This is a genomic window from Streptomyces sp. NPDC058464, assembly GCF_042721035.1.
In the GTDB taxonomy this organism is placed as follows: domain Bacteria; phylum Actinomycetota; class Actinomycetes; order Streptomycetales; family Streptomycetaceae; genus Streptomyces.
Window position 1 is genome coordinate 40,673 of sequence record NZ_JBHXMA010000011.1, and the last position, 24,825, is coordinate 65,497.

Annotated in this window: 21 protein-coding genes and 5 tRNA genes; 17 read left to right on the forward strand and 9 right to left on the reverse strand. The window is 70.4% G+C overall.

The annotated features are described in order from the left end of the window. Nucleotides 1–10: 10 nt before the first annotated feature. From ACFWPQ_RS16795 to ACFWPQ_RS16815, 5 genes are all read right to left on the reverse strand, one after another. Nucleotides 11–3,259 carry a nitrate- and nitrite sensing domain-containing protein gene (locus tag ACFWPQ_RS16795; RefSeq protein WP_384034503.1) on the reverse strand — a complete coding sequence of 1,083 codons (3,249 nt, stop codon included), beginning with the start codon at nt 3,257–3,259 and terminating at the stop codon, nt 11–13. 392 nt (nt 3,260–3,651) lie between these two features. Further along, nucleotides 3,652–4,227 (reverse strand): ATP/GTP-binding protein, encoded by a 576-nt coding sequence (locus ACFWPQ_RS16800; protein ID WP_046729249.1) that lies wholly within the window; start codon nt 4,225–4,227, stop codon nt 3,652–3,654. Next, a complete protein-coding gene (locus tag ACFWPQ_RS16805; RefSeq protein WP_019058642.1) occupies nt 4,208–4,606 on the reverse strand; it encodes a DUF742 domain-containing protein in 399 nt (132 codons plus the stop codon). Before ACFWPQ_RS16805 ends, ACFWPQ_RS16800 begins: the two co-directional genes overlap by 20 nt. Nucleotides 4,607–4,717: 111 nt before the next feature. Then, nucleotides 4,718–5,131 carry a roadblock/LC7 domain-containing protein gene (locus ACFWPQ_RS16810; protein WP_003973453.1) on the reverse strand — a complete coding sequence of 138 codons (414 nt, stop codon included), beginning with the start codon at nt 5,129–5,131 and terminating at the stop codon, nt 4,718–4,720. Between the two features lie 9 nt (nt 5,132–5,140). Further along, nucleotides 5,141–9,082 carry a nitrate- and nitrite sensing domain-containing protein gene (locus ACFWPQ_RS16815; RefSeq protein WP_384034506.1) on the reverse strand — a complete coding sequence of 1,314 codons (3,942 nt, stop codon included), beginning with the start codon at nt 9,080–9,082 and terminating at the stop codon, nt 5,141–5,143. A gap of 570 nt (nt 9,083–9,652) precedes the next feature. Here ACFWPQ_RS16815 and ACFWPQ_RS16820 point away from each other — a divergent pair. The 10 genes from ACFWPQ_RS16820 to ACFWPQ_RS16865 all read left to right on the forward strand — a co-directional run bounded on the left by ACFWPQ_RS16820 (nt 9,653) and on the right by ACFWPQ_RS16865 (nt 16,043). After that, nucleotides 9,653–9,841, forward strand: a complete 189-nt coding sequence (locus tag ACFWPQ_RS16820; protein WP_361289737.1) for a hypothetical protein — start codon at nt 9,653–9,655, stop codon at nt 9,839–9,841. Nucleotides 9,842–9,965: 124 nt separating this feature from the next. Continuing rightward, nucleotides 9,966–10,751 carry a fumarylacetoacetate hydrolase family protein gene (locus ACFWPQ_RS16825; RefSeq protein ID WP_384034510.1) on the forward strand — a complete coding sequence of 262 codons (786 nt, stop codon included), beginning with the start codon at nt 9,966–9,968 and terminating at the stop codon, nt 10,749–10,751. Continuing rightward, nucleotides 10,744–12,228 carry a glutamate--tRNA ligase gene (gltX, locus tag ACFWPQ_RS16830; protein WP_384034513.1) on the forward strand — a complete coding sequence of 495 codons (1,485 nt, stop codon included), beginning with the start codon at nt 10,744–10,746 and terminating at the stop codon, nt 12,226–12,228. Before ACFWPQ_RS16825 ends, gltX begins: the two co-directional genes overlap by 8 nt. Before the next feature lie 181 nt (nt 12,229–12,409). After that, the gene (locus ACFWPQ_RS16835) at nt 12,410–14,662 is read left to right on the forward strand and encodes a FlgD immunoglobulin-like domain containing protein (protein WP_384034516.1); all 2,253 of its coding nucleotides are present in this window, start codon (nt 12,410–12,412) and stop codon (nt 14,660–14,662) included. Between the two features lie 27 nt (nt 14,663–14,689). After that, the gene (locus ACFWPQ_RS16840) at nt 14,690–15,493 is read left to right on the forward strand and encodes an HAD family hydrolase (protein ID WP_384034519.1); all 804 of its coding nucleotides are present in this window, start codon (nt 14,690–14,692) and stop codon (nt 15,491–15,493) included. A 91-nt stretch (nt 15,494–15,584) separates the two neighbouring features. Next, nucleotides 15,585–15,656: transfer RNA gene (locus ACFWPQ_RS16845), tRNA-Gln, on the forward strand. 21 nt (nt 15,657–15,677) lie between these two features. Further along, nucleotides 15,678–15,750, forward strand: a tRNA-Glu gene (locus tag ACFWPQ_RS16850). 28 nt (nt 15,751–15,778) lie between these two features. Next, nucleotides 15,779–15,851 (forward strand) — tRNA-Glu (locus tag ACFWPQ_RS16855). Between the two features lie 20 nt (nt 15,852–15,871). Next, nucleotides 15,872–15,943: transfer RNA gene (locus ACFWPQ_RS16860), tRNA-Gln, on the forward strand. Between the two features lie 27 nt (nt 15,944–15,970). Continuing rightward, nucleotides 15,971–16,043: transfer RNA gene (locus ACFWPQ_RS16865), tRNA-Glu, on the forward strand. Nucleotides 16,044–16,127: 84 nt separating this feature from the next. Here ACFWPQ_RS16865 and ACFWPQ_RS16870 read toward each other — a convergent pair. Beyond that, entirely contained in the window at nt 16,128–16,772 is a 645-nt protein-coding gene (locus tag ACFWPQ_RS16870) for a MerR family transcriptional regulator (RefSeq protein WP_384034522.1), read from the reverse strand. 91 nt (nt 16,773–16,863) lie between these two features. Here ACFWPQ_RS16870 and ACFWPQ_RS16875 point away from each other — a divergent pair, with 91 nt between their 5' ends. Next, the gene (locus ACFWPQ_RS16875; protein WP_384034525.1) at nt 16,864–17,364 is read left to right on the forward strand and encodes a DUF4188 domain-containing protein; all 501 of its coding nucleotides are present in this window, start codon (nt 16,864–16,866) and stop codon (nt 17,362–17,364) included. A gap of 222 nt (nt 17,365–17,586) precedes the next feature. Here the strand turns inward: ACFWPQ_RS16875 and ndgR are convergent, their stop codons facing one another. Continuing rightward, entirely contained in the window at nt 17,587–18,303 is a 717-nt protein-coding gene (ndgR, locus tag ACFWPQ_RS16880; protein WP_123973900.1) for an IclR family transcriptional regulator NdgR, read from the reverse strand. Between the two features lie 205 nt (nt 18,304–18,508). Between ndgR and leuC the strand changes: the two genes are divergently transcribed. The 4 genes from leuC to ACFWPQ_RS16900 all read left to right on the forward strand — a co-directional run bounded on the left by leuC (nt 18,509) and on the right by ACFWPQ_RS16900 (nt 21,823). Then, nucleotides 18,509–19,939 (forward strand): 3-isopropylmalate dehydratase large subunit, encoded by a 1,431-nt coding sequence (gene leuC / locus ACFWPQ_RS16885; protein WP_384034528.1) that lies wholly within the window; start codon nt 18,509–18,511, stop codon nt 19,937–19,939. Between the two features lie 6 nt (nt 19,940–19,945). Then, nucleotides 19,946–20,539 (forward strand): 3-isopropylmalate dehydratase small subunit, encoded by a 594-nt coding sequence (gene leuD / locus ACFWPQ_RS16890; protein WP_361289716.1) that lies wholly within the window; start codon nt 19,946–19,948, stop codon nt 20,537–20,539. 286 nt (nt 20,540–20,825) lie between these two features. Beyond that, nucleotides 20,826–21,056 carry a hypothetical protein gene (locus ACFWPQ_RS16895; RefSeq protein ID WP_181802287.1) on the forward strand — a complete coding sequence of 77 codons (231 nt, stop codon included), beginning with the start codon at nt 20,826–20,828 and terminating at the stop codon, nt 21,054–21,056. Nucleotides 21,057–21,196: 140 nt separating this feature from the next. Next, the gene (locus ACFWPQ_RS16900) at nt 21,197–21,823 is read left to right on the forward strand and encodes an HU family DNA-binding protein (RefSeq protein ID WP_384034533.1); all 627 of its coding nucleotides are present in this window, start codon (nt 21,197–21,199) and stop codon (nt 21,821–21,823) included. A 173-nt stretch (nt 21,824–21,996) separates the two neighbouring features. Here the strand turns inward: ACFWPQ_RS16900 and ACFWPQ_RS16905 are convergent, their stop codons facing one another. Together ACFWPQ_RS16905 and cofC are read right to left on the reverse strand one after the other, a co-directional pair. Continuing rightward, on the reverse strand, nt 21,997–22,200 hold the full coding sequence (locus tag ACFWPQ_RS16905; protein ID WP_384034535.1) for a hypothetical protein: 204 nt from the start codon (nt 22,198–22,200) through the stop codon (nt 21,997–21,999). 9 nt (nt 22,201–22,209) lie between these two features. Then, nucleotides 22,210–22,848: a 2-phospho-L-lactate guanylyltransferase gene (cofC, locus tag ACFWPQ_RS16910; protein ID WP_384034538.1), complete on the reverse strand. Its 639-nt coding sequence runs from the start codon at nt 22,846–22,848 to the stop codon at nt 22,210–22,212. 155 nt (nt 22,849–23,003) lie between these two features. On the opposite strand from cofC, the gene ACFWPQ_RS16915 reads away from it, so the two are divergent. Both ACFWPQ_RS16915 and ACFWPQ_RS16920 read left to right on the forward strand, forming a co-directional pair. After that, nucleotides 23,004–23,768 (forward strand): 1-acyl-sn-glycerol-3-phosphate acyltransferase, encoded by a 765-nt coding sequence (locus ACFWPQ_RS16915; protein WP_361289704.1) that lies wholly within the window; start codon nt 23,004–23,006, stop codon nt 23,766–23,768. Next, complete coding sequence (locus tag ACFWPQ_RS16920; RefSeq protein WP_384034541.1) at nt 23,765–24,775, forward strand: NAD(P)H-dependent glycerol-3-phosphate dehydrogenase; 1,011 nt, start codon at nt 23,765–23,767, stop codon at nt 24,773–24,775. The genes ACFWPQ_RS16915 and ACFWPQ_RS16920 overlap by 4 nt, the downstream gene beginning before the upstream one ends. Nucleotides 24,776–24,825 lie beyond the last annotated feature (50 nt).

Here is a 24,825-nt window from a genome sequence, read left to right on the forward strand (position 1 = left end):
CGGGCTCACACTAACGCTCCTGGTTGTAGGTGCTGTCAGGACCGAAGCCCTGGCCGTTCGTTTCACTGCCTGCGTTGCGCCCGCGCTCGACGCCGCGACGCAGGTTGCTCAGCCTGCCCCGGATGTCCTCCGGGGCGCGGGAGACCTGTGGGCCTCCCTGAGGGGTGCTCTCGGCGGCTCCCTCGACCAGGTTGGCCTTGGGTACCCGCCTGGGCAGACCGGAGGAGGTGACCCCGCCCGCCTTGGGCCTCCGCAGCGCCGAGGCCTGCTGCCAGCGCTCGTCGTTCTGCGAACGCCAGGAGTTGTCACCGGCCGGCTCCGGAGCGGAGGCCGCCGGTGCCGGAGCCGCCGGAGCAGAGGCCTGCTGCACGGGACCCGCGCCGTTCGCGCCGCCGGAGCCCCGGCGGGGCAGCCCCGCGTCGGTCAGCTGGTGGCCCGCTGAGGGGGCCGCTCCCGGACGGTCGAAGCCTACGCGGTTCCGCTCGGCCACGTCACCGGCCTGCGCCGACTCCGCTTCCGGAGCGTACTGGGCCGGGTAGCCGTTCGTGTAACCGTCCTGCTGCGGCCAGTCGTCCTGGTAGGCCTGCTCGCCGAAGGCGGCGAACGCCTCGGCGGGCGCGGCCGCGGGCTCCTCCTGAGCCGGCTCCGCATAGGCGGGCTCCGGGTAGCCGCCGTTGACGGAGAACGCGTCGGGCGAGAACGTGTCGTTCTGCGGCAGGCCGCCGTTGGGCGCGTAGTACTGCTCGTCGTACGCGGCCTGCGACTGCTCCTGGTACGCCGGCTGCCCGTCGTAGCCCGTGGGCTGCTCCTGGAAGCCCGTACCGTTCGTGCCGTAGCCCTGGCGGCCGCTGTCGAACTCGTCGACGTACGCCGGGATCTCAGCGGTCTCCTGCGGGGCCTGAGGGAGCTCTGCGCCCTGCGTGGGCTGCGCCTGGGCCTCCAGGGCCGCACGGCGCTCCTCGCGCATCAGGGAGCGGCCCACGGGGTCCAGGTCGCGGATGTCGTCGGGGACCTCGATGTAGCGGCTGTCGTCGAACCCGAGCTCGGCCGCCGTACGCATCGGCTGGAGCTGCGGCTGGCCGAAGTTCTCGGCCTGGAACTGCTGCTCCGGGATGATCTGCGAGACGGTGAACTCGTCGCGGTCCAGCTGCTGTTCGCCGCCACCGCCGTGGGTGATCGCGTCCGGCAGCATGACCAGCGAGGTGGTACCGGCCTGCTCGCCGGAGGGGCGCAGCTGGACCCGGATGCCGTGCCGGTCGGACAGTCGGCCGACCACGAACAGGCCCATGCGCTGGGAGATCGCGGCGTCCACGGTCGGCGGGTTGGCCAGCTTGTGGTTGATGTCCGCGAAGTCCTCGGCCGTGAGGCCGATGCCCTTGTCGTGGATCTCGATCATGACGCGGCCGTCGGGGAGACGGGTCGCGGTGACGCGGACCTTGGTCTGCGGCGAGGAGAACGTGGTGGCGTTCTCCAGGAGCTCGGCGAGCAGGTGCACGAGGTCGGTGACCGCGCGGCCGTGGATCTCGGCCTCCGGGACGCCGGAGAGCTCGACGCGCTCGTACTGCTCCACCTCGGAGGAGGCGGCGCGGAGCACGTCGACCAGCGGGACCGGCTGGTCCCAGCGGCGGCCGGGCTCCTCGCCGGCGAGGACGAGGAGGTTCTCGCCGTTGCGGCGCATACGGGTCGCCAGGTGGTCCAGCTTGAAGAGGTTCTCCAGCTGGTCCGGGTCGGCCTCGTTGTTCTCCAGGTCGGTGATCAGGGTCAGCTGGCCCTCGATCAGCGACTGGTTGCGGCGCGACAGGTTGGTGAAGATCGCGTTGATGTTGCCCCGCAGCAGAGCCTGCTCGGCGGCGAGCCGCACGGCCTCACGGTGGACCTGGTCGAACGCGCGGGCGACTTCACCGATCTCGTCGGTCGAGGTGATCGGGATCGGTGCCACCCGGGTGTCGACCCGGCCGGGGTCGGTGCGGGAGAGCTGGTCGACCAGCATCGGCAGGCGCTGCTCGGCGATACCGAAGGCGGCGTTGCGCAGCTGGCGCATCGAGCGGGACATCTGGCGGGCCACCATGCCGGCCAGGATGAACGCGGCGAGCAGGGCGACCATGACCGCGGCGGCGGTGATGAACGCGGAGGTCTTGGCGTCGTCGGCGATGCTGGAGGCCTCGCTCACCGCCTTGTCGGCCATGTCCGACTCGATCGTGCGGTAGGCCTGGTACTTGAGGGTGTTGACCGTCCACCAGTTCTCGGCGGTGATGCCCTTCGCGGCCAGCGCCTGCCGGGTGGAGGGGGCGGTGTCCTGCAGGGTGGCCAGCGCCGTGACCATGGCGTTGTCGCCGGACGGCGGGGCCACGTAGTTCGGGTCCTTGGCCTTCGCCTGCTGGACCAGCGCCGCGCCGTCGGTCTTGATCTTCTTCGAGAGGTCGGTCAGCTTCTGGGCGTCCGCCTCGGTACCACCGCCGATGTACTCCTCGACGGCGATGCCCTCGAGGTAGGCGTACGAGGAGAGAGCGACCCGCTGGTTGGCCAGGTTGCCGGCGTCCGGGCCGGGCTTGACCAGCAGGTGCATGCCGATCGACCGCTCCAGCGACAGGGAGGCCTTGGTGAGCGCGATGGCGTAGACGGTGCGGCCGTAGGAGGTGATGTTTCCGGTGCCCAGACCGAGCTCGTTGGCGAACTCCATCAGCGGGTGGGCGACCAGGGTGTAACCCTCTTCGGTCTTCACACCGCCGAGCTTGCTGGTGTACGCGGCGGCACGCAGGTTCGTGAGGGTGGGCTCCTCCTCGCGGAACAGCTTCAGCCGGCGCTCCAGGCCCGGCTTCTGCGGCATGTTCTGCACGGCCGCGTCGAAGGCGTCGGCGGCCTTGTCGGTCTCGGCGCGTGCCTCCGTGACCGTCTTCTTGTCCTTGTCCAGGAGCAGCGGTGCCGCACTGACGTCACGCTCGTTGTAGAGGGCGTCGCCGTAGGTGAGGGCGGCGCGGACCAGGCGCGCGGTGTTCTCCGCGTCCCGGGCCTCCTGCCAGGTGTCGATGGAGCTCTTCACCTGGAAGCCGCCCATGACCAGGCCGACGACCACGGGTATGAGCAGAATCGCGTTCAGCCTGGTCGGCACTCGCCAGTTCCGCGGGGAGAAGCGGCCGCCGCTCTTCGCGGGCGCGGCCGGTGGTTCCGCGGCTGGCACAGGGGTGGGCGCCGCAGCGCGCGGCGGCGGGGTGAAGTTGCCCCGTGCCGACGGCTCGGGACCGTTCTTGCTTCGCCTCACTCGACCAACAACCTCTCGGCGGCGGGCACCTATCGTCGTGCCGCAGTCTCTCAGAGCCCGGTGTGTCTCAGACCACTACTCAGTACGTCGTTGACTATTGGGCAGTTCAGGCATTCCAGCACGTGGTCCGGTGCACTTCCAAACAGTCCATTGGGGCAGAGAGCGCTGATGTAAGCCCCAGATAAAACGGTCATAAAGAGCGAGCCCCGCCAAAAGGCGGGGCCAATGTGAGCGGAGCGGCACCGCGCGACCGCGACGCGTGGCGATACCACTGGATTCCTCTGCCGAAACGTTATGAACACCGGAGCCGACCGTGTCAAAGGCCACAGTCGGCTCCGGTTTCCATACGACAACTGCCGTACACGATGACGGACTTGGCTACGCCGTCACGGCTACCGCAGGCGCGCCATGAGGGCGTGCTCGACCAGCGTGATCAGCGCGCTCTTCGCGTCGGCGCGGTGCCGGGCGTCGGTCGTGATGATCGGTGCGTCCGGCCCGATCTGCAGCGCCTCGCGCACCTCTTCGGGTGTGTAGGGCTGGTGTCCGTCGAAGCCGTTGAGGGCTATGACGAACGGCAGGCCGCTGTTCTCGAAGTAGTCCACCGCCGGGAAACAGTCGGCCAGGCGCCGGGTGTCCACGAGCACCACCGCGCCGATGGCTCCCCTGACCAGGTCGTCCCACATGAACCAGAAACGGTCCTGACCGGGGGTGCCGAACAGGTACAGGATCAGGTCCTGGTCGAGGGTGATACGGCCGAAGTCCATGGCCACCGTGGTGGTGGTCTTGTCCCCGGTGTGGGTCAGGTCGTCGATGCCCGCCGAGGCGGACGTCATCACGGCCTCCGTGCGCAGCGGGTTGATCTCGGAGACCGCTCCCACGAACGTGGTCTTGCCGACGCCGAAGCCGCCCGCCACCACGATCTTCGCGGAGGTGGTGGCCCGACCTCCGTCAGAGCTTGCGAAGTCCACTGAGCACCCTTTCGAGCAGCGTCACGTCAGGTGCGCCACCGTTGTTCTCGTCGCCGCCCGGCTGGTGGATGGCGACCAGGCCGGCCTCGGCGAGGTCGGCCACCAGGATCCGGGCCACACCCAGCGGCATGGCGAGCAGCGCCGAGACCTCGGCCACCGACTTCACCTCACGGCACAGGTGGCAGATGCGCTGGTGCTCCGGGAGCAGCCCCATGAGCGCTGCCGGGTCGGCCGTCGTGCTGATCAGCGCCTCGATGGCGAGCTGATAGCGCGGCCGGGTCCGGCCGCCGGTCATCGCGTAAGGACGTACCAGCGGCTGGTCGCCCTCGTCCCCGTACGGCTCCGCGTACGGATCATGAGAGGCGGTGGGCGGGGTCATCGTTCCTCCGGGCGGGACAGCAAGTCGGTCAGTCGTGCCGTCGGACGTGGCCGGTGGGGGGATTGTGGCGGCCGGACGGTGATTTGGTGAGGTGGGTTGGATCCAGGCGGTCTAGTGGAGCAGACTGCCTTGCAGTTCGGCGCGCAGGTCGGGCGTGAGCACCGCGCCCGCGCGGTCGACCAGCAGTGCCATCTCGTAGCCGACGAGGCCGATGTCGCACTCCGGGTGGGCCAGCACGGCGAGGGACGAGCCGTCGGAGACGGACATCAGGAAGAGAAAGCCGCGTTCCATCTCGACGACCGTCTGCGCCACGTTGCCGCCCTCGAAGATCCGGGAGGCCCCGGCCGTCAGCGAGGTGAGCCCGGACGCGACGGCCGCCAACTGGTCGGCGCGGTCACGTGGGAAGCCTTCGGACATCGCCAGAAGGAGACCGTCGGCGGACACGACGACGGTGTGGGACACCCCTGGGGTGTTGTCCACGAAGTTGGTGATCAACCAGTTGAGGTTCTGTGCCGCCTGGCTCATCGGACTCAACTAACGCTCCTGCTGGTGAGTGGGGCTCGGGAAGCTGCCGGTCTGCGGGCCGTTGCCGGCCTGCCTGCCCTGCGCGATACCCCGACGGAGATTGGTCAGCCGGCCGCGGACGTCATCAGGCGCACGCGAGACCTGCGGACCGGTGTGGTGCTGTTGCTGCTGTGCCGTGCCCGGAACGAGGTTCGCCCGGGGCACCCGGCGCGGCAGACCGGAGGTGGTGACACCGCCCGCCGCCGGCTGCCGTACGCGCTCCGCCTGCCGGACGAGGTCGTCGTTCGGGGAGGTGCGCCAGGCTGCCTGGGCGGGACGCTGGGGGGCCGCGGCGGCGGGGGCCGGCGGCTGGGAGGGCGCCGGCGGGATCGGCGGAATCGACGCCGCCGAACCGTTGCCGTTGCTCTGCGGGCGCTGCTGCTCCTGCTGGCCGCCGTGGAACCAGTTGGTCTCCAGCGTGTCGTACAGCGGGGTACGACCGTCACCGGGACCGCTGGCCGGCGGCAGCGCCTCCGGCTCCTGGCGGACCGGCGGCGCGGGCGGGACCGGCGGACGCTGCGGCGTACCGAAGTCCATGCCGCGGCCGTTGGTCCCCGGACGCTCGAACTGGCCGGTGCCGTACTGACCGTTGCCGTTCTGGCCGTTGCTCGCGTAGCCGTTCTGGCCACCGGGCAGGGAGTGCTGCCCGGTGGACCCGCCGTCGAAGGACGGCGCGGCGAACTGACCGGTGGAACCGTTGTCGTAGGCCTGCGGGGCCGCGAACTGCCCGGTGTTCTGGGAGCCGTTCTGCGGTCCGGCCGGCGTTCCGAAGACATCGGAGCGCACGAACTGGCCGTTGTCCTGCTGGCCGTTGACGTTCGGGCGGGGGAACGAACCGGTGTCCTGCGGTCCCGTCGTGCCCGGCCGCGGGAACGACCCGGTGTCGTGCTGGCCGTTGACGTTCGGGCGCGGGAAGGAACCGGTGTCCTGCGGTCCGGTGGTGCCCGGTCGCGGGAAGGAGCCGGTGTTCTGCACGCCGTTCGGCGCGTTGAAGTCCGGGCGCGGGAACTCGCCGGTCGACGGGGCCTGGGGGATCGCCGGCATCTGCGAGGTGGCGCCGAGGCCCTGCCGGTCGTCGATGCGGGGCATCGGCGCGGTGTGGGTCGGGTCCTGCTCGTCGTGGCCGCGCGGGGTGTCCAGCGAGGCACGGGAGAGCGGCGGCTGGGCGTTGTCGTCGCTCCAGCTGGGACGGCCCGCCTGCGGGTTGCCGCCGGGCAGTTCGGCCCGCGGGCCGCCGCGCGGCGGCAGCTGGGGCTGACGGCCCTGGTCGGAGGGGTTCGCGGAGCGCTGCGGCGGGACCGGGGCGCGGTTGCCGAAGGCGTCCTGGCCGCCGAAGGAGCCCTGCGAGTTGCCGAACGCGTCCTGGTTGCCGAAGGCACCGGCACCCGCGTTCGGTCGGCCCTGCTGCTGGCCGCGCCCGCCGGCCGGCGCACCCGGACGGCCGCCGTTCTGGCCCGCGCCGGGCAGCGCGGCCCGGGGACCCTGGCCGCCGCCGACCTGGCCGCGCGGACCCGCACCGGCACCGAGCAGCCCGCCACCGGAGGGAGCACCGGAACCGAGGGCGCCACCGCGTCCGCCGGCCGAGGCGCCGCCGAGCGCCGGAGCGGGAGCACCCGCGCCGAGCGAACCGGCACCGCCACCCTGGCCGTTGCCCCGCCGGGCGGCGGCCGCACCGGCCGCGGCCTGCGCGGCCGCCGGGCCGCCGGACTGGGCCGGGACACCGGGCTTGCCGGGAGCCGGCTTCTTGCCGCCCTGGGCGACGTCGACCGGCAGCATGACCAGCGCGGTCGTACCACCGGAGTCGGACGGGCGAAGCTGGATACGGATGCCGTGGCGCTGCGACAGACGACCGACCACGAACAGACCCATGCGGCGGGAGACCGAGACGTCCACGGTGGGCGGCGAGGCGAGCCGCTCGTTGATCGCCGCGAGGTCCTCGGGGGAGAGGCCGATACCGGTGTCGTGGATCTCGATCAGGACGCGGCCGTCGGGCAGCGCGTGACCGGTCACCTTGACCTTGGTCTGCGGGGAGGAGAACGAGGTGGCGTTCTCGAGGAGCTCGGCGAGCAGGTGCACGAGGTCGTTGACCACGCGGCCGGCCACTTCGGTGGTCGGCACGGCGGCCAGTTCGATGCGCTCGTACTGCTCCACCTCGGACGCGGCGGCGCGGAGCACGTCGACCAGCGGGACCGGGCGGGTCCAGCGACGGCCGGGCTCTTCACCGGCGAGGACCAGGAGGTTTTCACCGTTACGGCGCATACGCGTCGCGAGGTGGTCGAGCTTGAAGAGGGAGGACAGCTGGTCCGGGTCGGCCTCGCGGGACTCCAGTTCGGAGATGAGCGAGAGCTGACGCTGGATGAGGCCCTGGGAGCGGCGCGAGAGGTTGGTGAACATCGCGTTGACGTTGCCCCGGAGGAGGGCCTGCTCGGCGGCGAGGCGGACCGCCTCGCGGTGCACGTCGTCGAAGGCCGCGGCCACCTGGCCGATCTCGTCCCGGGAGTGCACACCGACCGACTCCACGGACGTGTCGACGTCCTGCGGGTCGGACTCGGAGAGCTGCTTGACCAGCTCGGGCAGGCGGTCCTGGGCGACCTTGGTGGCGGTCTCCTGGAGGCGGCGCAGCGAGCGGATCATGGAGCGGGCCACGATGAAGGCGCCGACCAGCGACACACCGAGGACGAGCAGGATCAGCGCACCGGAGATGATGGCGGACTGCTCGGAGGAGGCACGCAGCTCGCGGGCCTTCTGCTCCATGTCCTCGAGCAGCGTGTGCTCGATCTTCTTCATCTGGTCGATCTTGGTCGAGCTGTCGTCGACCCAGTCGAGGTACGAGCGCTTGCTGAGCTCGTTCAGACCGTTCTGGGCGCCGAGCGCACGCTTGGCGTAGGTGTCCGCGGCCTCGATCGTCGGGTTGTTGCCGTCGATCGGGCTGAGCAGGTCGGCCGCGTTGCCGGCGTAGATCTTCCGGAAGATCGTCAGCTCGGAGGTCTCGCTCTCCTGGGCGGACTCGCCGTAGAGGCGGTCGTTCTCGGAGAGGTCGCCGGCGCTCGTGCCGTTGGCGGGCAGGGCCGCGGCGATGACGGCGCGCTGCACGGACGCGTACTCCTTGGCGGTGGAGAACGCCGCCAGGGCGCGGGTGCGCTGGATCATCTCCGGGTTGCTGGAGGCCTGCGCCATGTCCTGGGAGAGGTCGATCAGCTGGGTGATCAGCCGGTGGTAGGCCTCGACCGTCTGGGTCGAGTTCTCGTTCTGCTGGTAGGCGTCCTTGCGGATCTTCGCGAGGTCGTCCAGCTGGCCGGCCAGACCGACGAGGCTGTCGCGGACGCCCTGGAGCTGACCGTTCTTGCTCGCGGTGTCGATTTCCTCGGAGGCGTTGAGGAAGTTCTCGCGGGCGCGGTCGGTCTGGTCCTCCAGACCCTTGATCGCGGCGCCCGTGGGCGATCCGCCGTGCGCCAGCGGACCGGCCGTCCGGTCGCGCTCGGTCTGCAGCGCGGTGGCCAGCTCGGTCGCCTGCGTGGTCATGTCCGTCAGCAGCTGCATGTTGTCGAGCTGCTGGATGTCGTCGAGCGACTGGTTGATGCGCACGGCGCCCAGCGTCGTCGCCGCCACCACGGGGAGCGCGAGCAGCGACACCAGGCGCGTGGAGATGCGCCAGTTGCGCAGGGCTATGCGCGAGCCCGCGCTGGACGGACCCGTCGGGGGCTTGATCGTCGGAGTCGGTGTGGTGGTCGGCTGGGGGCCCGAAGACGCCGACACGGCGGGGCGCCCGGAGCGCTCACCGCCGTCACCACCACCGCCGACCGGGGTCGGGCCCGGGTTCTGGGCGTGCTGGGGCGAGGAACCGCGGTCGGTCCCGCCGTGCGCCTCCGGCTCCGCCGGAGCGCTGCCATCCCTCTTGAAACGTCCCTGCACTAGCGTCGCAACCTCTGGACCAGGCGCCCTTCCGAGAACGGAAGGACACGGTGTCGGCGTTGATACGGGGAGCGCCCTGAATACGCCCCCTGTTGGTCGTGAGTGTGACCGGCGCTGGCTCCCCCTGTCTCGCCGCCACTCGGCGCTGCGTTGCGCCCCCTGCGCGCCGGCTCGATCCTGCGGCGGTTCCGTGGAATTCCAGCACAGTGCCGGATCTCCAACAAGGGCCGTGGACCGAGCTGTGACCTCCGTGACAGCGTGTGAGTGACACGTTACGAGATGTGGAAGCCGATCGCGTACATAAAGGGCGTATCCCTGTCAGTTGGCAGTGTGTGGACCGTGTCCCAGTCGCCATGATCAGGAGCGGAATGACAGGTTCAGTTCGTCAATGTCCGTTTCGTTGCGCCTGGTTGTCGGCCGGATATGACCGCTTTGCCCTTGACGCCGTGAGCAAACTCACATGCAGATCCAGGCCTCTTGGCGGCTTCGGCCGGGAATTCGATGTTTAGCCTGGCGCTTTACAAGAGGGAAGTCTCTGCCAACCCACACACGACGGGGTCCACTGCAACCGTGAAGACGACGATGATGTTCCGCAACATAGCCAACCCCCGCCGCACCACCCTCGCCCACCTCGAGGACGCCGAGGAACTGCAGACCCCCGAACTGCCCGAGCACTCCCTCGACCTCCCGGCCCAGACCGCCAACCCGCGGCGCACGATCCTCATGGAGATCCCCGCCGGGACCTCGGTCGCGGAGTAGTACGGGGCCAGGCCGCCGTTCACTCACCCACCCGGTCACCGGGTTATTCCGCGGCGGCCACCCCTTACCGCGTTAGCCTGGAGCGTCAGACTCCAGCCGGCTCAGTGAGGGGCGCCAGGATCCCGTGCGCATCGCCAGGTTCTCCATCGACGGGAACGTCGCCTTCGGCGCCGTCGAGGGCGACAAGCAGGACGAACTCGTCCTCGACATCATCAAGGGCATTCCGTTCGCGGACTTCGAGCTCTCCGGTACCAAGGTCCCGCTGAGCAAGGTCCGCCTGCTCCCGCCGGTGCTCCCCAACAAGGTCGTCGCCTACGGCCGCAACTACGCGGAGCACGCGAAGGAGCTGGGCAACGAGGTCCCGGACGCCCCCTTCGCCTTCTTCAAGCCGTCCACCTCGGTGATCGGCTCCGGCGACGAGATCCAGTACCCGTCCTTCTCTCAGGACCTCCACCACGAGGCCGAGCTGGCCGTGGTGATCGGCCGCATGTGCCGCGAGGTCCCGCGCGAGCGCGTGGCGGACGTGATCCTCGGCTACACCTGCGCCAACGACGTCACCGCCCGCGACGTCCAGAAGCGCGAGAAGCAGTGGGCCCGGGCCAAGGGCTTCGACACCTCCTGCCCGCTCGGCCCCTGGGTGGAGACGGACCTGGACCTCGCCACCGCGTCCGACCTGACGATCCAGCTCACGGTCAACGGCGAACAGCGCCAGCTCGGCCGTACGAGCGAGATGATCCACTCCATCGCGGACCTGGTCGTCAACATCACCGAGGCCATGACGCTGCTCCCCGGCGACGTCATCCTCACCGGCACCCCGGCAGGGGTCGGCCCCCTCAGCGTCGGCGACGAGGTCGCCGTCACCATCGAAGGCATCGGCACTCTCACCAACAAGGTTGTCAAGCGTGGCTAGCGCACCCGGCACTCCCGTTCGCGTACGTTTCTGTCCGTCCCCCACCGGTAACCCCCACGTGGGCCTGGTCCGCACCGCCTTGTTCAACTGGGCGTTCGCTCGGCACCACCAGGGCACGCTGGTCTTCCGCATCGAGGACACCGACGCGGCCCGCGACTCCGAGGAGTCGTACAACCAGCTGCTCGATGCGATGCGCTGGCTGGGCTTCGACTGGGACGAGGGCCCCGAGGTCGGCGGCCCGCACGCGCCGTACCGCCAGTCGCAGCGGATGGACATCTACCGGGACGTCGCCGCCAAGCTGCTCGACGCCGGTCACGCCTACCACTGCTACTGCTCCCAGGAGGAGCTGGACACCCGCCGCGAGGCCGCCCGCGCCGCCGGCAGGCCGTCCGGCTACGACGGCCACTGCCGCGACCTCACCGAGGAGCAGGTGGCGGAGTACAGGGCCCAGGGCCGCACCCCGATCGTCCGCTTCCGGATGCCCGACGAGACGATCACCTTCACCGACCTGGTCCGCGGCGAGCTCACCTTCACCCCGGAGAACGTCCCGGACTACGGCATCGTCCGCGCGAACGGCGCCCCGCTGTACACGCTGGTCAACCCGGTCGACGACGCCCTGATGGAGATCACCCACGTCCTGCGCGGCGAGGACCTGCTCTCCTCCACCCCGCGTCAGGTCGCCCTCTACAAGGCGCTCATCGACCTCGGCATCGCCCAGCAGGTCCCGGCCTTCGGCCACCTCCCCTATGTCATGGGCGAGGGCAACAAGAAGCTGTCGAAGCGCGACCCGCAGGCGTCCCTCAATCTCTACCGCGAGCAGGGCTTCCTGCCCGAGGGCCTGCTCAACTACCTCTCGCTGCTGGGCTGGTCGCTCTCCGCCGACCAGGACATCTTCTCGATCGGCGAGATGGTCGCGGCCTTCGACATCTCCGACGTGAACCCCAACCCGGCCCGCTTCGACCTGAAGAAGTGCGAGGCGATCAACGCCGACCACATCCGCATGCTGGACGTGAAGGACTTCACGGAGCGCTGCGCCCCCTGGCTGAAGGCCCCCTTCGCCCCCTGGGCCCCGGAGGACTTCGACGAGGCGAAGTGGGAGGCGATCGCCCCGCACGCCCAGACCCGGCTGAAGGTCCTCTCGGAGATCACCGAGAACGTCGACTTCCTGTTCCTGGCGGAGCCGGCCGAGGACGAGGCGTCCTGGACCAAGGCGATGAAGGAGGGCAGCGACGCCCTCCTGGCCACGGCCCGCGAGAAGCTGGAGTCTGCCGACTGGGCCTCCCCGGAGTCCCTGAAGGAGGCCGTCCTGGCCGCAGGCGAGGCCCACGGCCTCAAGCTCGGCAAGGCCCAGGCCCCGGTCCGGGTGGCCGTCACCGGCCGCACGGTCGGCCTGCCGCTCTTCGAGTCCCTCGAGGTCCTGGGCAAGGAGAAGACCCTGGCGCGGATCGACGCGGCACTGGCGAAGCTGACCGCGTAGACACGTGCGCGTGAAGGGGCGGCAACCGGATCACCGGAGGCCGCCCCTCACGCGTCCCCCAGTAGCCCCCGAGCCGTCTCCGGGAGTTAACCCCTCCGGCCAACTTCCGCTTCCTGGCCGGACGTTGGATGTTTCCTGTGCGCATGATGTGCATGCGCGACCGGTACAGGGGGTGGGGGACGTGACCCGTTCACGGAACAAGACGATCCGTTCGCGCAGACTGGCCACGGCCGTCGTCGCCGGAGCAGCGGCGCTGACCGGCGTCGCAGGGACCTCGCCCGCGCAGGCCGGGCCCGCGGTCCCCGCACCGGTCGGGTTCGTCACGCTCAGGTCGTGGGAGCCGACCTCCGTGTCCTACATGTGGGCGGGGGCGTCCGGGTTCCAGTGGGAACCCCGGACCTCCGCCGGCTCCGGCACCTGGGTGGACTACCCGGGCTTCGTCCCGCCCGCGCATGCCGGGCCGGACGACCTGGCCACCGGCACCGACGTGGTCGGCACCTGGGACGGGGGTGCCAAGGTGACTCAGCGGCACCGCTCCACCGGCGTGACCGCCACCGTCACCATCCCGGCGGGCCAGACCTACAAGGCCACGTCCGGCTGGAGCGTGCTGACCCAGGACGCCTCCGGCACCCCGCACGTCCTGCGGGCCGCGGCCGACGGCTCCACCACCGACCTCCCCGTGACCGGACTCCCCGCGGGCGCCCGGCCCACCGGATACGTCCCGGGCGGCTCGGTCCGCCGCGCCGCGATCGTCTACACCCTGGACGGCACCACCTCCGTCGGGCTGGTGGACCTCGGCGACGGCACCTTCCGCACCTACGTCACCGGAGTGGCCGCCGATCCGCCGGTCCGCTTCAACGACCGCTGGCTGGTCGCCGACTGGAGGTACATCCGCGTCGACGCCGCCCCGGGCACCCAGCCCACCGGAATGACGCCCTGGGGCGCCGAACTGGTGGCCGTCGTCGGTGACCAGCTCCTCACCGGCAACCCGACCTTCGTCCAGGGCGGCACCAGGCCCGCGCTGACGGCCCGCTCGCTGACCACCGGAGAGACCCGCACCGTCCTCGCGAACTCCTCCGGAGGAATGGGCCCGACCCCGGACGGCGGCGCACTCGCCACCGCGGGCACTTCCAGCCTCGACTGGAACGTCCACCGCATCACCCCCACCGCGGACGGCGGCACCGCCACCGAGAAGGTGGCCCAGATCCCGGCCGACCGGATACGGGCCGAGGGGCTGGCCATGGCCGGCGGTGAGCTGTTCCTGGACGGCAGGCAGGGCAACGGCCACCTGATCTCCAGCTTCGCGCTCGACGCCGCCGGCGTGCCGGTCGGGCCGCAGACCCGCCGCAGCCCCGCCCTGGCCGACCCCACCTGCCTCCCGGGCGACGCCGCCTGCCCCCAGCTGGAGGCGCTCGGCGACGGACACGTCGTCCACCTCTTCACCGACTCCTCCGGCCGGGAGTACGTGATCGAGACCGGCCTCGACACCGCCTCGCTGCAGAACGTGCAGACGGGCGACCACGGCGGCCGCATCGCCGGCGCCACCGGCCGCTACGTGCTCTACAACGGCGGCACGCCCGGCGTGCAGAAGATCGTCGACTTCCCGCGCGGCGCCACGTCCGGCAGAGTCGCGCTCAGCCGGAGCCGCACCACGGCGGCCCTGTGGGGCACGGTCCTGTGGACGCCCGGCAGCACCAAGGGGTCGATCACCGGCCACGACCTGAGGACCGGCAGGACCACGACCACGGTCACCACCGGCGCCCACTGCACCCCCACCGACATCCAGGCCGTCAACAGCCGCCTCTACTGGAGCTGCGGCGCCTCCGGCCCGGCCGGGGTCTACGACCGGGCGGCCAAGCGGAACATCCCGGTCCCCGCCGGCCCCTCCCCGGCCCGCCTCGGCGACGGCTTCCTGGTGCGCGAGAACCGGACCACCCACGAACTGGTTCTCACCGACGTCCACACCGGGACCGCGACGACCCGCGTCGTGGCCGTGCTGCCCGCGACCGACCAGAACACGGGTGCCGGCAACGGCCGTTGGGCCGTGGACCGGTTCGGTGGCCAGATCGCCTACCTGGGCGCGACGTACGGACAGGTGTGGCTCGTCCCCAGCGGCGTCCCCACCTCGCCGCTCGCCCAGATGGACGTGCAGGTCTACTCGCCGTCCGTCATCACCAGGTCGGCGCCCTGGTCGCCGGTGTGGCAGCTGAACAAGCCGTCCACCTGGACCCTGACGCTCGCCACGCCCTCGGGCACGGTCCGGCGCACCCTGACCGGCGCCGCCACGGGCGCGGCCGTACGCCCGGCCTGGGACGGCACCACCGACAGCGGCGCCGCGGCCCCGACCGGCACGTACACCTGGAAGCTCACCGCCCGTCCCCGCGACGGTCAGGGCCGGACCCTGACCCTGACCGGCACGATCACCCTGGGCTGACGGCGCCCGCGGGGTACGGTCGGTGTCATGACGATCAGGGCCGTGGTCTGGGACGTGGACGACACTCTCTTCGACTACACGAGTGCCGACCGCGAGGGCATGCGGGCGCACCTGGCGGCGGAGGGGCTGCTCGCGGGGTGGCGGAGCGCGGAGGCGGCGCTGGTGCGGTGGCGGGAGATCACCGACCAGCAGTGGGCGCGGTTCGCGGCGGGCGAGCTCACCTTCGAGGACCAGCGCCGGGACCGGGTGCGGGTGTTCCTGGGGGCGGAGCTCACCGACGCCGAGGCCGACGACTGGTTCCGCCGGTACCTGACGCACTACGAGGCCGTCTGGAGCCTGTTCCCGGACGTCCTGCCCGCCCTGGACGCCCTCGCGGCCGGCTACCGGCACGCCGTGCTCTCCAACTCCAGCCTGCACGTCCAGGACCGCAAGCTGCGCACGCTCGGGGTGCACGACCGCTTCGAGGCCGTCCTGTGCGCCGCCGAACTGGGCGTCTCCAAGCCCGCGGCCGGTGCCTTCCTGGCGGCCTGCGAGGCGCTGGAACTCGCCCCGCACCAGGTCGCGTACGTCGGCGACCACCCGGAGATCGACGGGCGGGGCGCCGCGGACGCCGGGCTGCTGTCGGTCTGGATCGACCGCCGGGGACCGGCCGCCGCGCCGGCCTTCCGGCCGTCCACCGACCCGGCCACAGGCCCGTCCACCGACCCGTCCACCGACCCGTCCACCGGGGTCGACGCTCCCGCCGGCCCGCACCGGATCGCCTCCCTCGCCGAACTGCCCGCGATCCTCCGCGCGGATACCCGTTTTGGAGCCCCGTCCACCTTCGGGTAATGTTCTTCCTGCGCCGCCGGAGAGCGGGCCGAAAGGCCGGAACCGGAGGCGCGAAACTAGAACAAGATCCCCTCAGGGGCTTGCGTTCCAGTGGCCTATGGTGTAATTGGCAGCACGACTGATTCTGGTTCAGTTAGTCTTGGTTCGAGTCCAGGTAGGCCAGCTCGCAGAGCTCATCTGCAAAGCCCCCGTTGTGTAGCGGCCTAGCACGCTGCCCTCTCAAGGCAGTAGCGCCGGTTCGAATCCGGTCGGGGGTACGGAGATCTTCCACGGATGATCGCTAGGGCCCCCGTTGTGTAGCGGCCTAGCACGCCGCCCTCTCAAGGCGGTAGCGCCGGTTCGAATCCGGTCGGGGGTACGAACTGGTCTAAACCACATTGGTCTATGGTGTAATTGGCAGCACGACTGATTCTGGTTCAGTTAGTCTTGGTTCGAGTCCAGGTAGACCAGCTCGGATCTGCGGAAACGCAGATCTTCGCCCCCGTTGTGTAGCGGCCTAGCACGCCGCCCTCTCAAGGCGGTAGCGCCGGTTCGAATCCGGTCGGGGGTACACACAGAAGGCCCTCCGCTTCGGCGGAGGGCCTTTGCCGTGCCGTACGGCGAAGGGGCGTACGGCACGGGGGCGTACGTCTCCCTACTCGAAGCCGTAACGCCGGGCTGTCTCCTCCTCCTGGGCCAGCCGGTGCAGCGCCTGGAGCATCGGCTCCACCAGCACCGCGCTGGCCACCGCGGCCTCCACCTTCTCCGCCTCCGACGGATGCGTCTCCAGGAAGTCCAGGTCGGCGACGGCCGCCTGGTACATCAACTTCGCGCGCGGCAGCAGGAGTTCGGCGTCCCAGTCGTAGCCGAGGCGGCGGAACGCGGCCAGTGCGACCACCAGCCGGCGGTACGCGGGGGAGATGGTCGTCAGCTGCTTGGCGTTCTCCCAGCCGAGAGCGTCGAGCAGGGCGTCGGCCTCCCGGTGCGCGGCCCGCACGTACTCGTCGTCCTCGTCCGGCTCCGGGAGCTGCGGCAGCGCCCACAGGGCGGCGCCCACCCGGATCGTGCGGCCCAGCGAGTCGTCGTCCACATGCCCGAGCACCTCGCGGACCGTCGCCACGGGGATCCGCCCCACCTGGATCATCGCCCGCACCAGCCGCAGCCGCCGCAGGTGCTCCTCGTCGTACTCCGCGGTCGTGGCGTTGACCTGGCGGCCCGGCGGCAACAGCCCCTCGCGCAGGTAGTACTTGATCGTCGCGGCGGACACCCCGCTGCGCTCGCTCAACTGGGCAAGCCGCATGTCTTGCGCGCCTCCTTGGTAAGTGCCACTATCCAAACACCGACAGAAGGATAGTGCCGCTATCCGACAGGCTCCGGGGGTGTCGTTCCTCATGTTCACCAAACCGATTCCGGGCCGTACGACCGCTGCCCGCGAGGGTGACGCGGTGGTCCTGCTCATCGGCATGCGCATCAACCACTTCTGGGCGGTCCACCAGTGGCTCCCGGTCATGCTGTCGATGTTCCGCATGCTGAGGGAGCTGGCGCGGGATCCCGGCCGGGGGCTGCTCGGCCGCATCCTGCTGACGGCTTCGCCGCGGACGTACTACGTCGTCCAGTACTGGGAGTCGAAGGAGAAGCTGTACGCGTACGCGAGTTCGCCGGAGATGCTGCACCACGGGATGTGGAGCATCGTGAACCGCAAGGAGCGTGAAGGGAAGCTGCGGCAGCACGTGGGCCTGTGGCACGAGACGTACGTGGCGCCCGAGGGCGCGTACGAGTCGATCTACTTCGACATGCCGGAGTTCGGGATGGGCGCGGCGAGCGGGGTGCTGCCGCTGGAGCGCCGGGGGCGTTACGCGAAGGACCGGTTCGCTCACCGGAGCGCCCCCTAGGGGCGCGGGGAACTGTGCGATCAGCCACGACGGCGTCGCGGACGGCTGACGGCCTGTGGTGGCACATTCTGTGCCGTAGGAGCTTCGCTCACTGGGCGGGTGCGGGCGGCGAGTGGCTGGTCGCGCAGTTCCCCGCGCCCCTGGGTTTCTCCACTCCCGTGGGAAGAGACCTGCCGCGGCGTTGAGGCCGGCCTCTCCCGACGGGAACGTTCGTGTCGGTCCTCAGCCGGAACGGCGCAGCGCCTCCGACAGGCGGGCCGCCGCGTCGATGACCGCCTGCGCGTGCATGCGCCCGGGGTGGCGGGTCAGGCGCTCGATGGGGCCGGAGACGGAGACGGCCGCCACCACGCGGTTGGACGGCCCCCGCACCGGCGCCGACACCGACGCCACGCCCGGCTCGCGCTCGCCGATGGACTGGGCCCAGCCGCGGCGGCGGACGCCCGACAGGGCCGTCGCCGTGAAGCGGGCGCCCTGGAGGCCGCGGTGCAGCCGCTCCGGCTCCTCCCAGGCCATCAGGATCTGCGCCGAGGAACCGGCCTTCATCGTGAGCGTCGAGCCGACCGGGACCGTGTCCCGAAGTCCGGACAGGCGTTCCGCCGCGGCCACGCAGATCCGCATGTCCCCTTGGCGGCGATACAGCTGCGCACTCTCTCCGGTGATGTCACGGAGGTGCGTCAGCACCGGGCCCGCCGTCGCGAGCAGGCGGTCCTCGCCGGCCGCCGCGGCCAGTTCCGCGAGTCGCGGACCGAGAATGAAACGGCCCTGCATGTCGCGTGCCACCATGCGGTGGTGTTCCAGGGCCACGGCCAGCCGATGGGCCGTGGGCCGTGCCAGTCCGGTGGCCCCGACCAGACCCGCGAGGGTGGCCGGACCGGACTCCAGGGCGCTCAGGACAAGGGCCGCCTTGTCCAGAACGCCGACGCCGCTACTGTTGTCCATGCAACGATACTCACGTCTCACTCTGTGAAACGCAAGTTCAATTTTCCGTGGAACGCGCCACCCTGGAATCACACAGTGGCCCGCAGACCAACGGGCCCGGCGGCGGACGCCCGGAACCACGACTTCAGGGGCCCGGTACTCGGGCAGCCGCCTCCTCAAGATCTCTAGTTGGGCCGGTGCACGTCTGCCGGCCGGAGGGAAAGCGATGGGTAGGACACTCGCGGAGAAGGTCTGGGACGACCACGTCGTCCGGCGCGCCGAGGGCGAGCCCGACCTCCTCTTCATCGATCTGCACCTGCTGCACGAGGTGACCAGCCCGCAGGCCTTCGACGGGCTGCGCCAGAACGGCCGCCAGGTGCGCCGCCTCGACCTCACCATCGCGACCGAGGACCACAACACCCCGACCCTCGACATCGACAAGCCCATCGCGGACCCGGTCTCCCGCGCCCAGCTGGAGACGCTGCGCAAGAACTGCGCCGAGTTCGGGGTGCGCCTGCACCCGCTGGGCGACGTCGAGCAGGGCGTCGTACACGTCGTCGGCCCCCAGCTGGGCCTGACCCAGCCCGGTACGACCGTGGTCTGCGGCGACTCCCACACCTCCACGCACGGTGCCTTCGGCGCGCTGGCGTTCGGCATCGGCACCTCCCAGGTGGAGCACGTGCTGGCCACCCAGACGCTGCCGCTGGCCCGCCCCAAGACCATGGCCATCACGGTCGACGGCGAGCTGCCCGACGGCGTCACCGCCAAGGACCTGATCCTGGCGATCATCGCCAAGATCGGTACCGGCGGGGGCCAGGGCTACATCCTGGAGTACCGCGGCTCCGCCATCGAGAAGCTCTCGATGGAGGCCCGGATGACCATCTGCAACATGTCGATCGAGGCCGGCGCCCGCGCGGGCATGATCGCCCCCGACGAGACCACCTTCGCCTACCTGAAGGGCCGTGCCCACGCCCCCGAGGGCGAGGACTGGGACGCCGCCGTCGCGTACTGGAAGACGCTGAAGACGGACGCGGACGCCGAATTCGACGCCGAGGTGCACATCGACGCCGCCGCGCTCTCGCCGTTCGTCACCTGGGGCACCAACCCGGGGCAGGGTGCGCCGCTTTCGGCGGACGTCCCCGACCCGGCTTCGTACGAAGACGCTTCGGAGCGCTTCGCCGCCGAAAAGGCCCTGGAGTACATGGGGTTGGAGGCCGGCCAGCCGCTGCGCTCGATCAACGTGGACACCGTCTTCGTAGGCTCCTGCACCAACGGCCGGATCGAGGACCTGCGCGCCGCAGCCGAGATCCTCAAGGACCGCAAAGTCGCCGACGGCGTACGGATGCTGGTCGTCCCCGGCTCCGCGCGGGTCGGTCTGCAGGCCGTCTCCGAGGGCCTGGACGTGGTCTTCAAGGACGCCGGCGCCGAGTGGCGGCACGCGGGCTGCTCGATGTGCCTCGGCATGAACCCCGACCAGCTGGCCCCCGGTGAGCGCTCCGCGTCCACCTCCAACCGCAACTTCGAGGGCCGGCAGGGCAAGGGCGGCCGTACCCACCTGGTGTCCCCGCAGGTCGCGGCCGCCACGGCCGTCCTGGGCCACCTGGCCTCGCCCGCCGACCTGTCCGACGCCGACGTATCCACGCCCGCTGGAGTCTGATCAGCCATGGAAGCATTCACCACGCACACCGGCCGGGCCGTCCCGCTGCGCCGCTCCAACGTCGACACCGACCAGATCATCCCTGCTCACTGGCTCAAGAAGGTCACCAGGGACGGCTTCGAGGACGGTCTGTTCGAGGCCTGGCGCAAGGACGAGAACTTCATCCTCAACCGCCCCGAGCGGCAGGGCGCGACCGTCCTGGTCGCCGGCCCCGACTTCGGCACCGGCTCCTCCCGCGAACACGCCGTCTGGGCGCTGCAGAACTACGGCTTCAAGACCGTGATCTCCTCCCGCTTCGCCGACATCTTCCGGGGCAACTCGCTGAAGAACGGCCTGCTCACGGTGGTCCTGGACCAGAAGATCGTGGAGGCGCTGCAGGAGCTCACCGAGAACGACCCGCAGGCCGAGATCACCGTCGACCTGGAGGCCCGCGAGGTGCGCGCCGAGGGCGTCACCGCCTCCTTCGACCTGGACGAGAACTCCCGCTGGCGGCTGCTGAACGGCCTGGACGACATCTCCATCACCCTCCGGAACGAGGCCGACATCGCCGAGTACGAGGCCAAGCGGCCGTCGTACAAGCCGCGGACGCTCCAGGTCTGAGCCGGCGCCGCTTCGGCGTGAACCGACACATCTGAATACGGCTGGTTTCAGCCACCGCAACACCCCTCCTGTACCCCCGATCGCCACGATTGGGGGTACAGCCATGTCTGCACCCGAACGGGCGCTCGCGTTGTCGCAGGTCTTGCCAACTTCCCACGTTAGGGCGGATGTTGTCGGGGTACGTGAGTGCTGTGTCCGCGGCTTCCGCAAGTGCCCGGAAGGCCATTTGAGGCGCCAGTTGCACCCTGCGCAGGCGACAACTCGCCCCAGATGGCACAATCTGTGCATGGAACACGACGGCCAACTCCAGCTCTATGCGGCGGTCGCGGGCCAACTCAAGGAAGCGCACACAAAAGTGCGCGCACTGCAAGTCCCGGAGGGCGTACGGATGGCGCTGACCCGGAAGCTGCTGGTCATTACGGCCGCGGCCAAACACGACGTCGCCGACGCGGCAAGGCGGCTCGAACGGTTCAACGCGGACCTCGACGCGGGTCGAATCCCCGAAGAGGACCGCTGACCGGACCGTACGAGCAGGCCGAGTCCGTTGCGGCACAAGGGTGATAAGCCCGTTTCGTGTTTGATTTGCGGTATATATCTGCCTAACGTGCGAAAAAGCTTGAACACATTCGTTCTGGCGATGTCTCCGAAGGGGAAGACGTGAACAAGGCGCAGCTCGTAGAAGCGATTGCCGACAAGATGGGCGGCCGCCAGCAGGCCGCCGAGGCTGTCGACCATGTCCTGGACGCCATCGTCCGCGCGGTCGTCGCGGGTGAGCGGGTCTCGGTCACCGGCTTCGGGTCCTTCGAGAAGGTGGACCGCCCCGCCCGCTACGCCCGCAACCCACAGACGGGCGAGCGGGTTCGGGTCAAGAAGACCTCCGTGCCGCGCTTCCGTGCCGGTCAGGGCTTCAAGGACCTGGTGAGCGGCTCCAAGAAGCTGCCGCGCGGCGGCGAGGTCGCGGTCAAGAAGGCGCCCAAGGGCAGCCTGACCGGCGGCGCTTCGGCGACGGTCAAGAAGGCGGCGGCGAAGAAGACCACCGCGAGGAAGGCCACGGCGGTGGCGAAGAAGACCGCCGTGAAGAAGACGGTGGCCAAGAAGACCACCACCGCTGCCGCGAAGAAGACCACGGCGGCGGCGAAGAAGACCACCGCGAAGAAGACCACGGCGACGGCGAAGAAGACGGCCGCGAAGAAGGCGCCGGCCAAGAAGGTCACCGCCAAGAAGGCGCCGGCCAAGAAGTCGACGGCTCGGAAGGCTCCCGCCAAGAAGGCCACGGCTCGCTGACGCGGGGAGCGTCGAGGTACTCACGCGACGGGCCGGATTCCCTTGGGGAGTCCGGCCCGCGGTGTGTTTGGGGATGCGCGTCGTGTTTCGGGTGCAGCGCCGTGGGGGCTGGTCGCGCAGTTCCTCCCCCAGCCTTCGGCCGGGGGTACCCCCAGCGCCCCTGGTATCTGCACTCAGAGCGTCTGCAAAGTCACCAGGGTGATCCGGAGGGCCGCTCCGGTCCCCTCTGTTTCGATCCGTACTCGCTGCCCCGGCCTGAGCAGGCGCAGTCCGCCCGCCTCGAAAGCCGGGCCGTCGAACGGCACCGGTGTCCCGTCGTCCAGAAGTACCTGGCCACTGTGCGTCACCGGGTCGTACGTGTATGCGGTCGCCTGCATGAGCGCAGCCTACTGGTCCGGGATCAGTAGGCGGGCCGCCAGCGTGGCCGTGCGGGGGCCCACGCCCAGGGCCAGGGCCGCGCGCAGGTCGGCGCCGGTGTCCACGTCCTGGCGTACCGAGTCCACGCCCACCAGTCGCAGTTCCTCGGCGCCCGAGGCGGCGTGCCGGGCGCGGGAATCCAGGCCGAATGCCGGCGCCAATTCATGGCCGGGGGTCGCCGCCAGCAGGGTGGTGCCGATTGCCGCCGCGTCCGGGAGAAAAGCGCGCGGGAATTCCGCGGCCGCGTCCAGGACCCGGGACAATTCCAGTGGGCGCACCGCCGGCAGATCGGCGTTCAGGGCCGCCACGGGGCTTTCCGGACGCGACGCCCGGACGGCCGCCGCGCCGTGCCGCAGCGCCGCGTTCAGGCCGCTCGCTGGCGTGTCCGGGACGATGCGCGCGCCCAGCGCCGACAGCTCGCGCCCGGCCAGCGTGTCGTCCGTGACGACCGCCACATCCTTCACCGACAGGCAGGCCAGCGCCGCCGCCACCGTGTCCTGGGCGAAGGCGAGGGCCAGTGACGGACGCACGCCGTCCGCCGCGGTGTCCGCGAGCCTGCTCTTGGCACGGGCCAGCGGCTTGAGCGGGATGACCAGGGTCCACTGCACAGTCGTACCGTCCCTCCCTTGTTGCCTCATTGTCACCCGGGCTCCCGGGGTGGTCGCGATGCCGAGGCGTACGGTGTTCTCGACAGGCCGGCGGGCCGGGGCCACACTTCTTCCCGATCCCAGGCCGGGATGAAGTCCTAGAGGAAGGTGTCCGCGTGCCCCGCCGGAGAATCGGCTTCTGGTACCGCTTCGCTGCGGTGCTCTGCAAACCTCCGCTGGTCGTTCTGATCAAGCGGGACTGGCGCGGAATGGAGAACATTCCGGCCGAGGGCGGATTTATCACCGCGGTGAACCACAATTCCCACATCGACCCCTTCGCCTACGCCCACTATCAGTACAACACCGGCCGCGTTCCGAGATTCCTCGCGAAGAGCGGGCTTTTCAAGAAGGGATTCGTCGGCGCCGCGATGCGCGGTACCGGCCAGATCCCCGTCTATCGCGAGTCCACCGACGCGCTCAGCGCCTTCCGGGCCGCGATCGACGCCGTGGAGCGCGGCGAGTGCGTCGCCTTCTACCCTGAGGGAACGATCACCCGCGACCCGGACCAGTGGCCCATGACCGCCAAGACCGGTGCCGCCCGGGTCGCCCTGCAGACCAAGTGCCCGGTCATCCCGGTCGCCCAGTGGGGCGCCAACGAACTGCTCCCGCCGTACGCGAAGAAGCTCAACCTGCTGCCCCGCAAGACGCACCACGTCCTCGCGGGCCCGCCGGTCGACCTCACGCGCTTCTACGACAAGGAGATGACCCAGGACGTCCTCAAGGAGGCGACCGAGGTCATCATGGCGGCCATCACCCGCCAGCTGGAGGAGATCCGCGGCGAGAAGGCTCCCGAGACCCCCTACGATCCACGGCAGGTGCGGATCGAGCAGCGCCGCCGCACGCGTGCGCAGAGCGGTGCGGAAGAGGAGAGCGGCAAGTGAGCAAGCCTGCCAAGGCGGCGGTCTTCAGCGCGGGTTCGTGGGGTACGGCCTTCGGGATGGTGCTCGCCGACGCCGGGTGCGAGGTCACCCTGTGGGCGCGGCGCGCGGAGGTGGCCGAGGCCGTCAACTCGGGCCGTACCAACCCCGACTACCTGCCCGGCGTGGAACTCCCCGAGAACCTGCGGGCCACGACCGATCCCGCCGAGGCGGCCGCCGGCGCCGACTTCACGTTCCTGTCGGTGCCGTCCCAGGCCATGCGGGCCAACCTCGCCGAATGGACGCCGCTGCTCGCGCCCGAGACGGTCCTGGTGTCGCTCATGAAGGGTGTCGAACTCGGCACCACCATGCGGATGAGCGAGGTCATCCAGGACGTCACCAAGGTCGCCGCGGACCGCGTCGCCGTCGTCACCGGACCCAACCTCGCCCGGGAGATCGCGGCCCGCATGCCGGCCGCCGCCGTGGTCGCCTGTACCGACGAGACGGTCGCCCGGCGGCTCCAGGCCGCCTGCCACACGCCGTACTTCCGGCCGTACACCGAGACCGACGTGGTCGGGTGCGAGCTGGGCGGCTCGGTGAAGAACGTCATCGGCCTCGCCGTGGGCATCGCCGACGGCATGGGGCTCGGCGACAACGCCAAGGGTTCGCTCATCACGCGCGGCCTCGCGGAGACCGCGCGGCTCGGCCTCGCCCTCGGCGCCGACCCGCTGACCTTCTCGGGTCTCGCCGGGCTCGGCGACCTGGTGGCCACCTGCTCCTCCCCGCTCTCCCGCAACCACACCTTCGGCACCAACCTCGGCAAGGGCATGACCCTGGAGGAGACCATCGCGGTCACCAAGCAGACGGCCGAGGGCGTCAAGTCCTGCGAGTCGGTGGCCGATCTGGCCCGCCGGCACGGCGTGGAGATGCCGATCACCGAGACGGTCGTCGACATCGTGCACGAGGGCAAGCCGCCGGTGGTCGCCCTCAAGGAGCTGATGTCGCGCAGCGCGAAGCCCGAACGACGCTGAGCGAACCCGCCCTGCCGACGCTGTCTCGGGGCCCTACCACCGGGTACTCT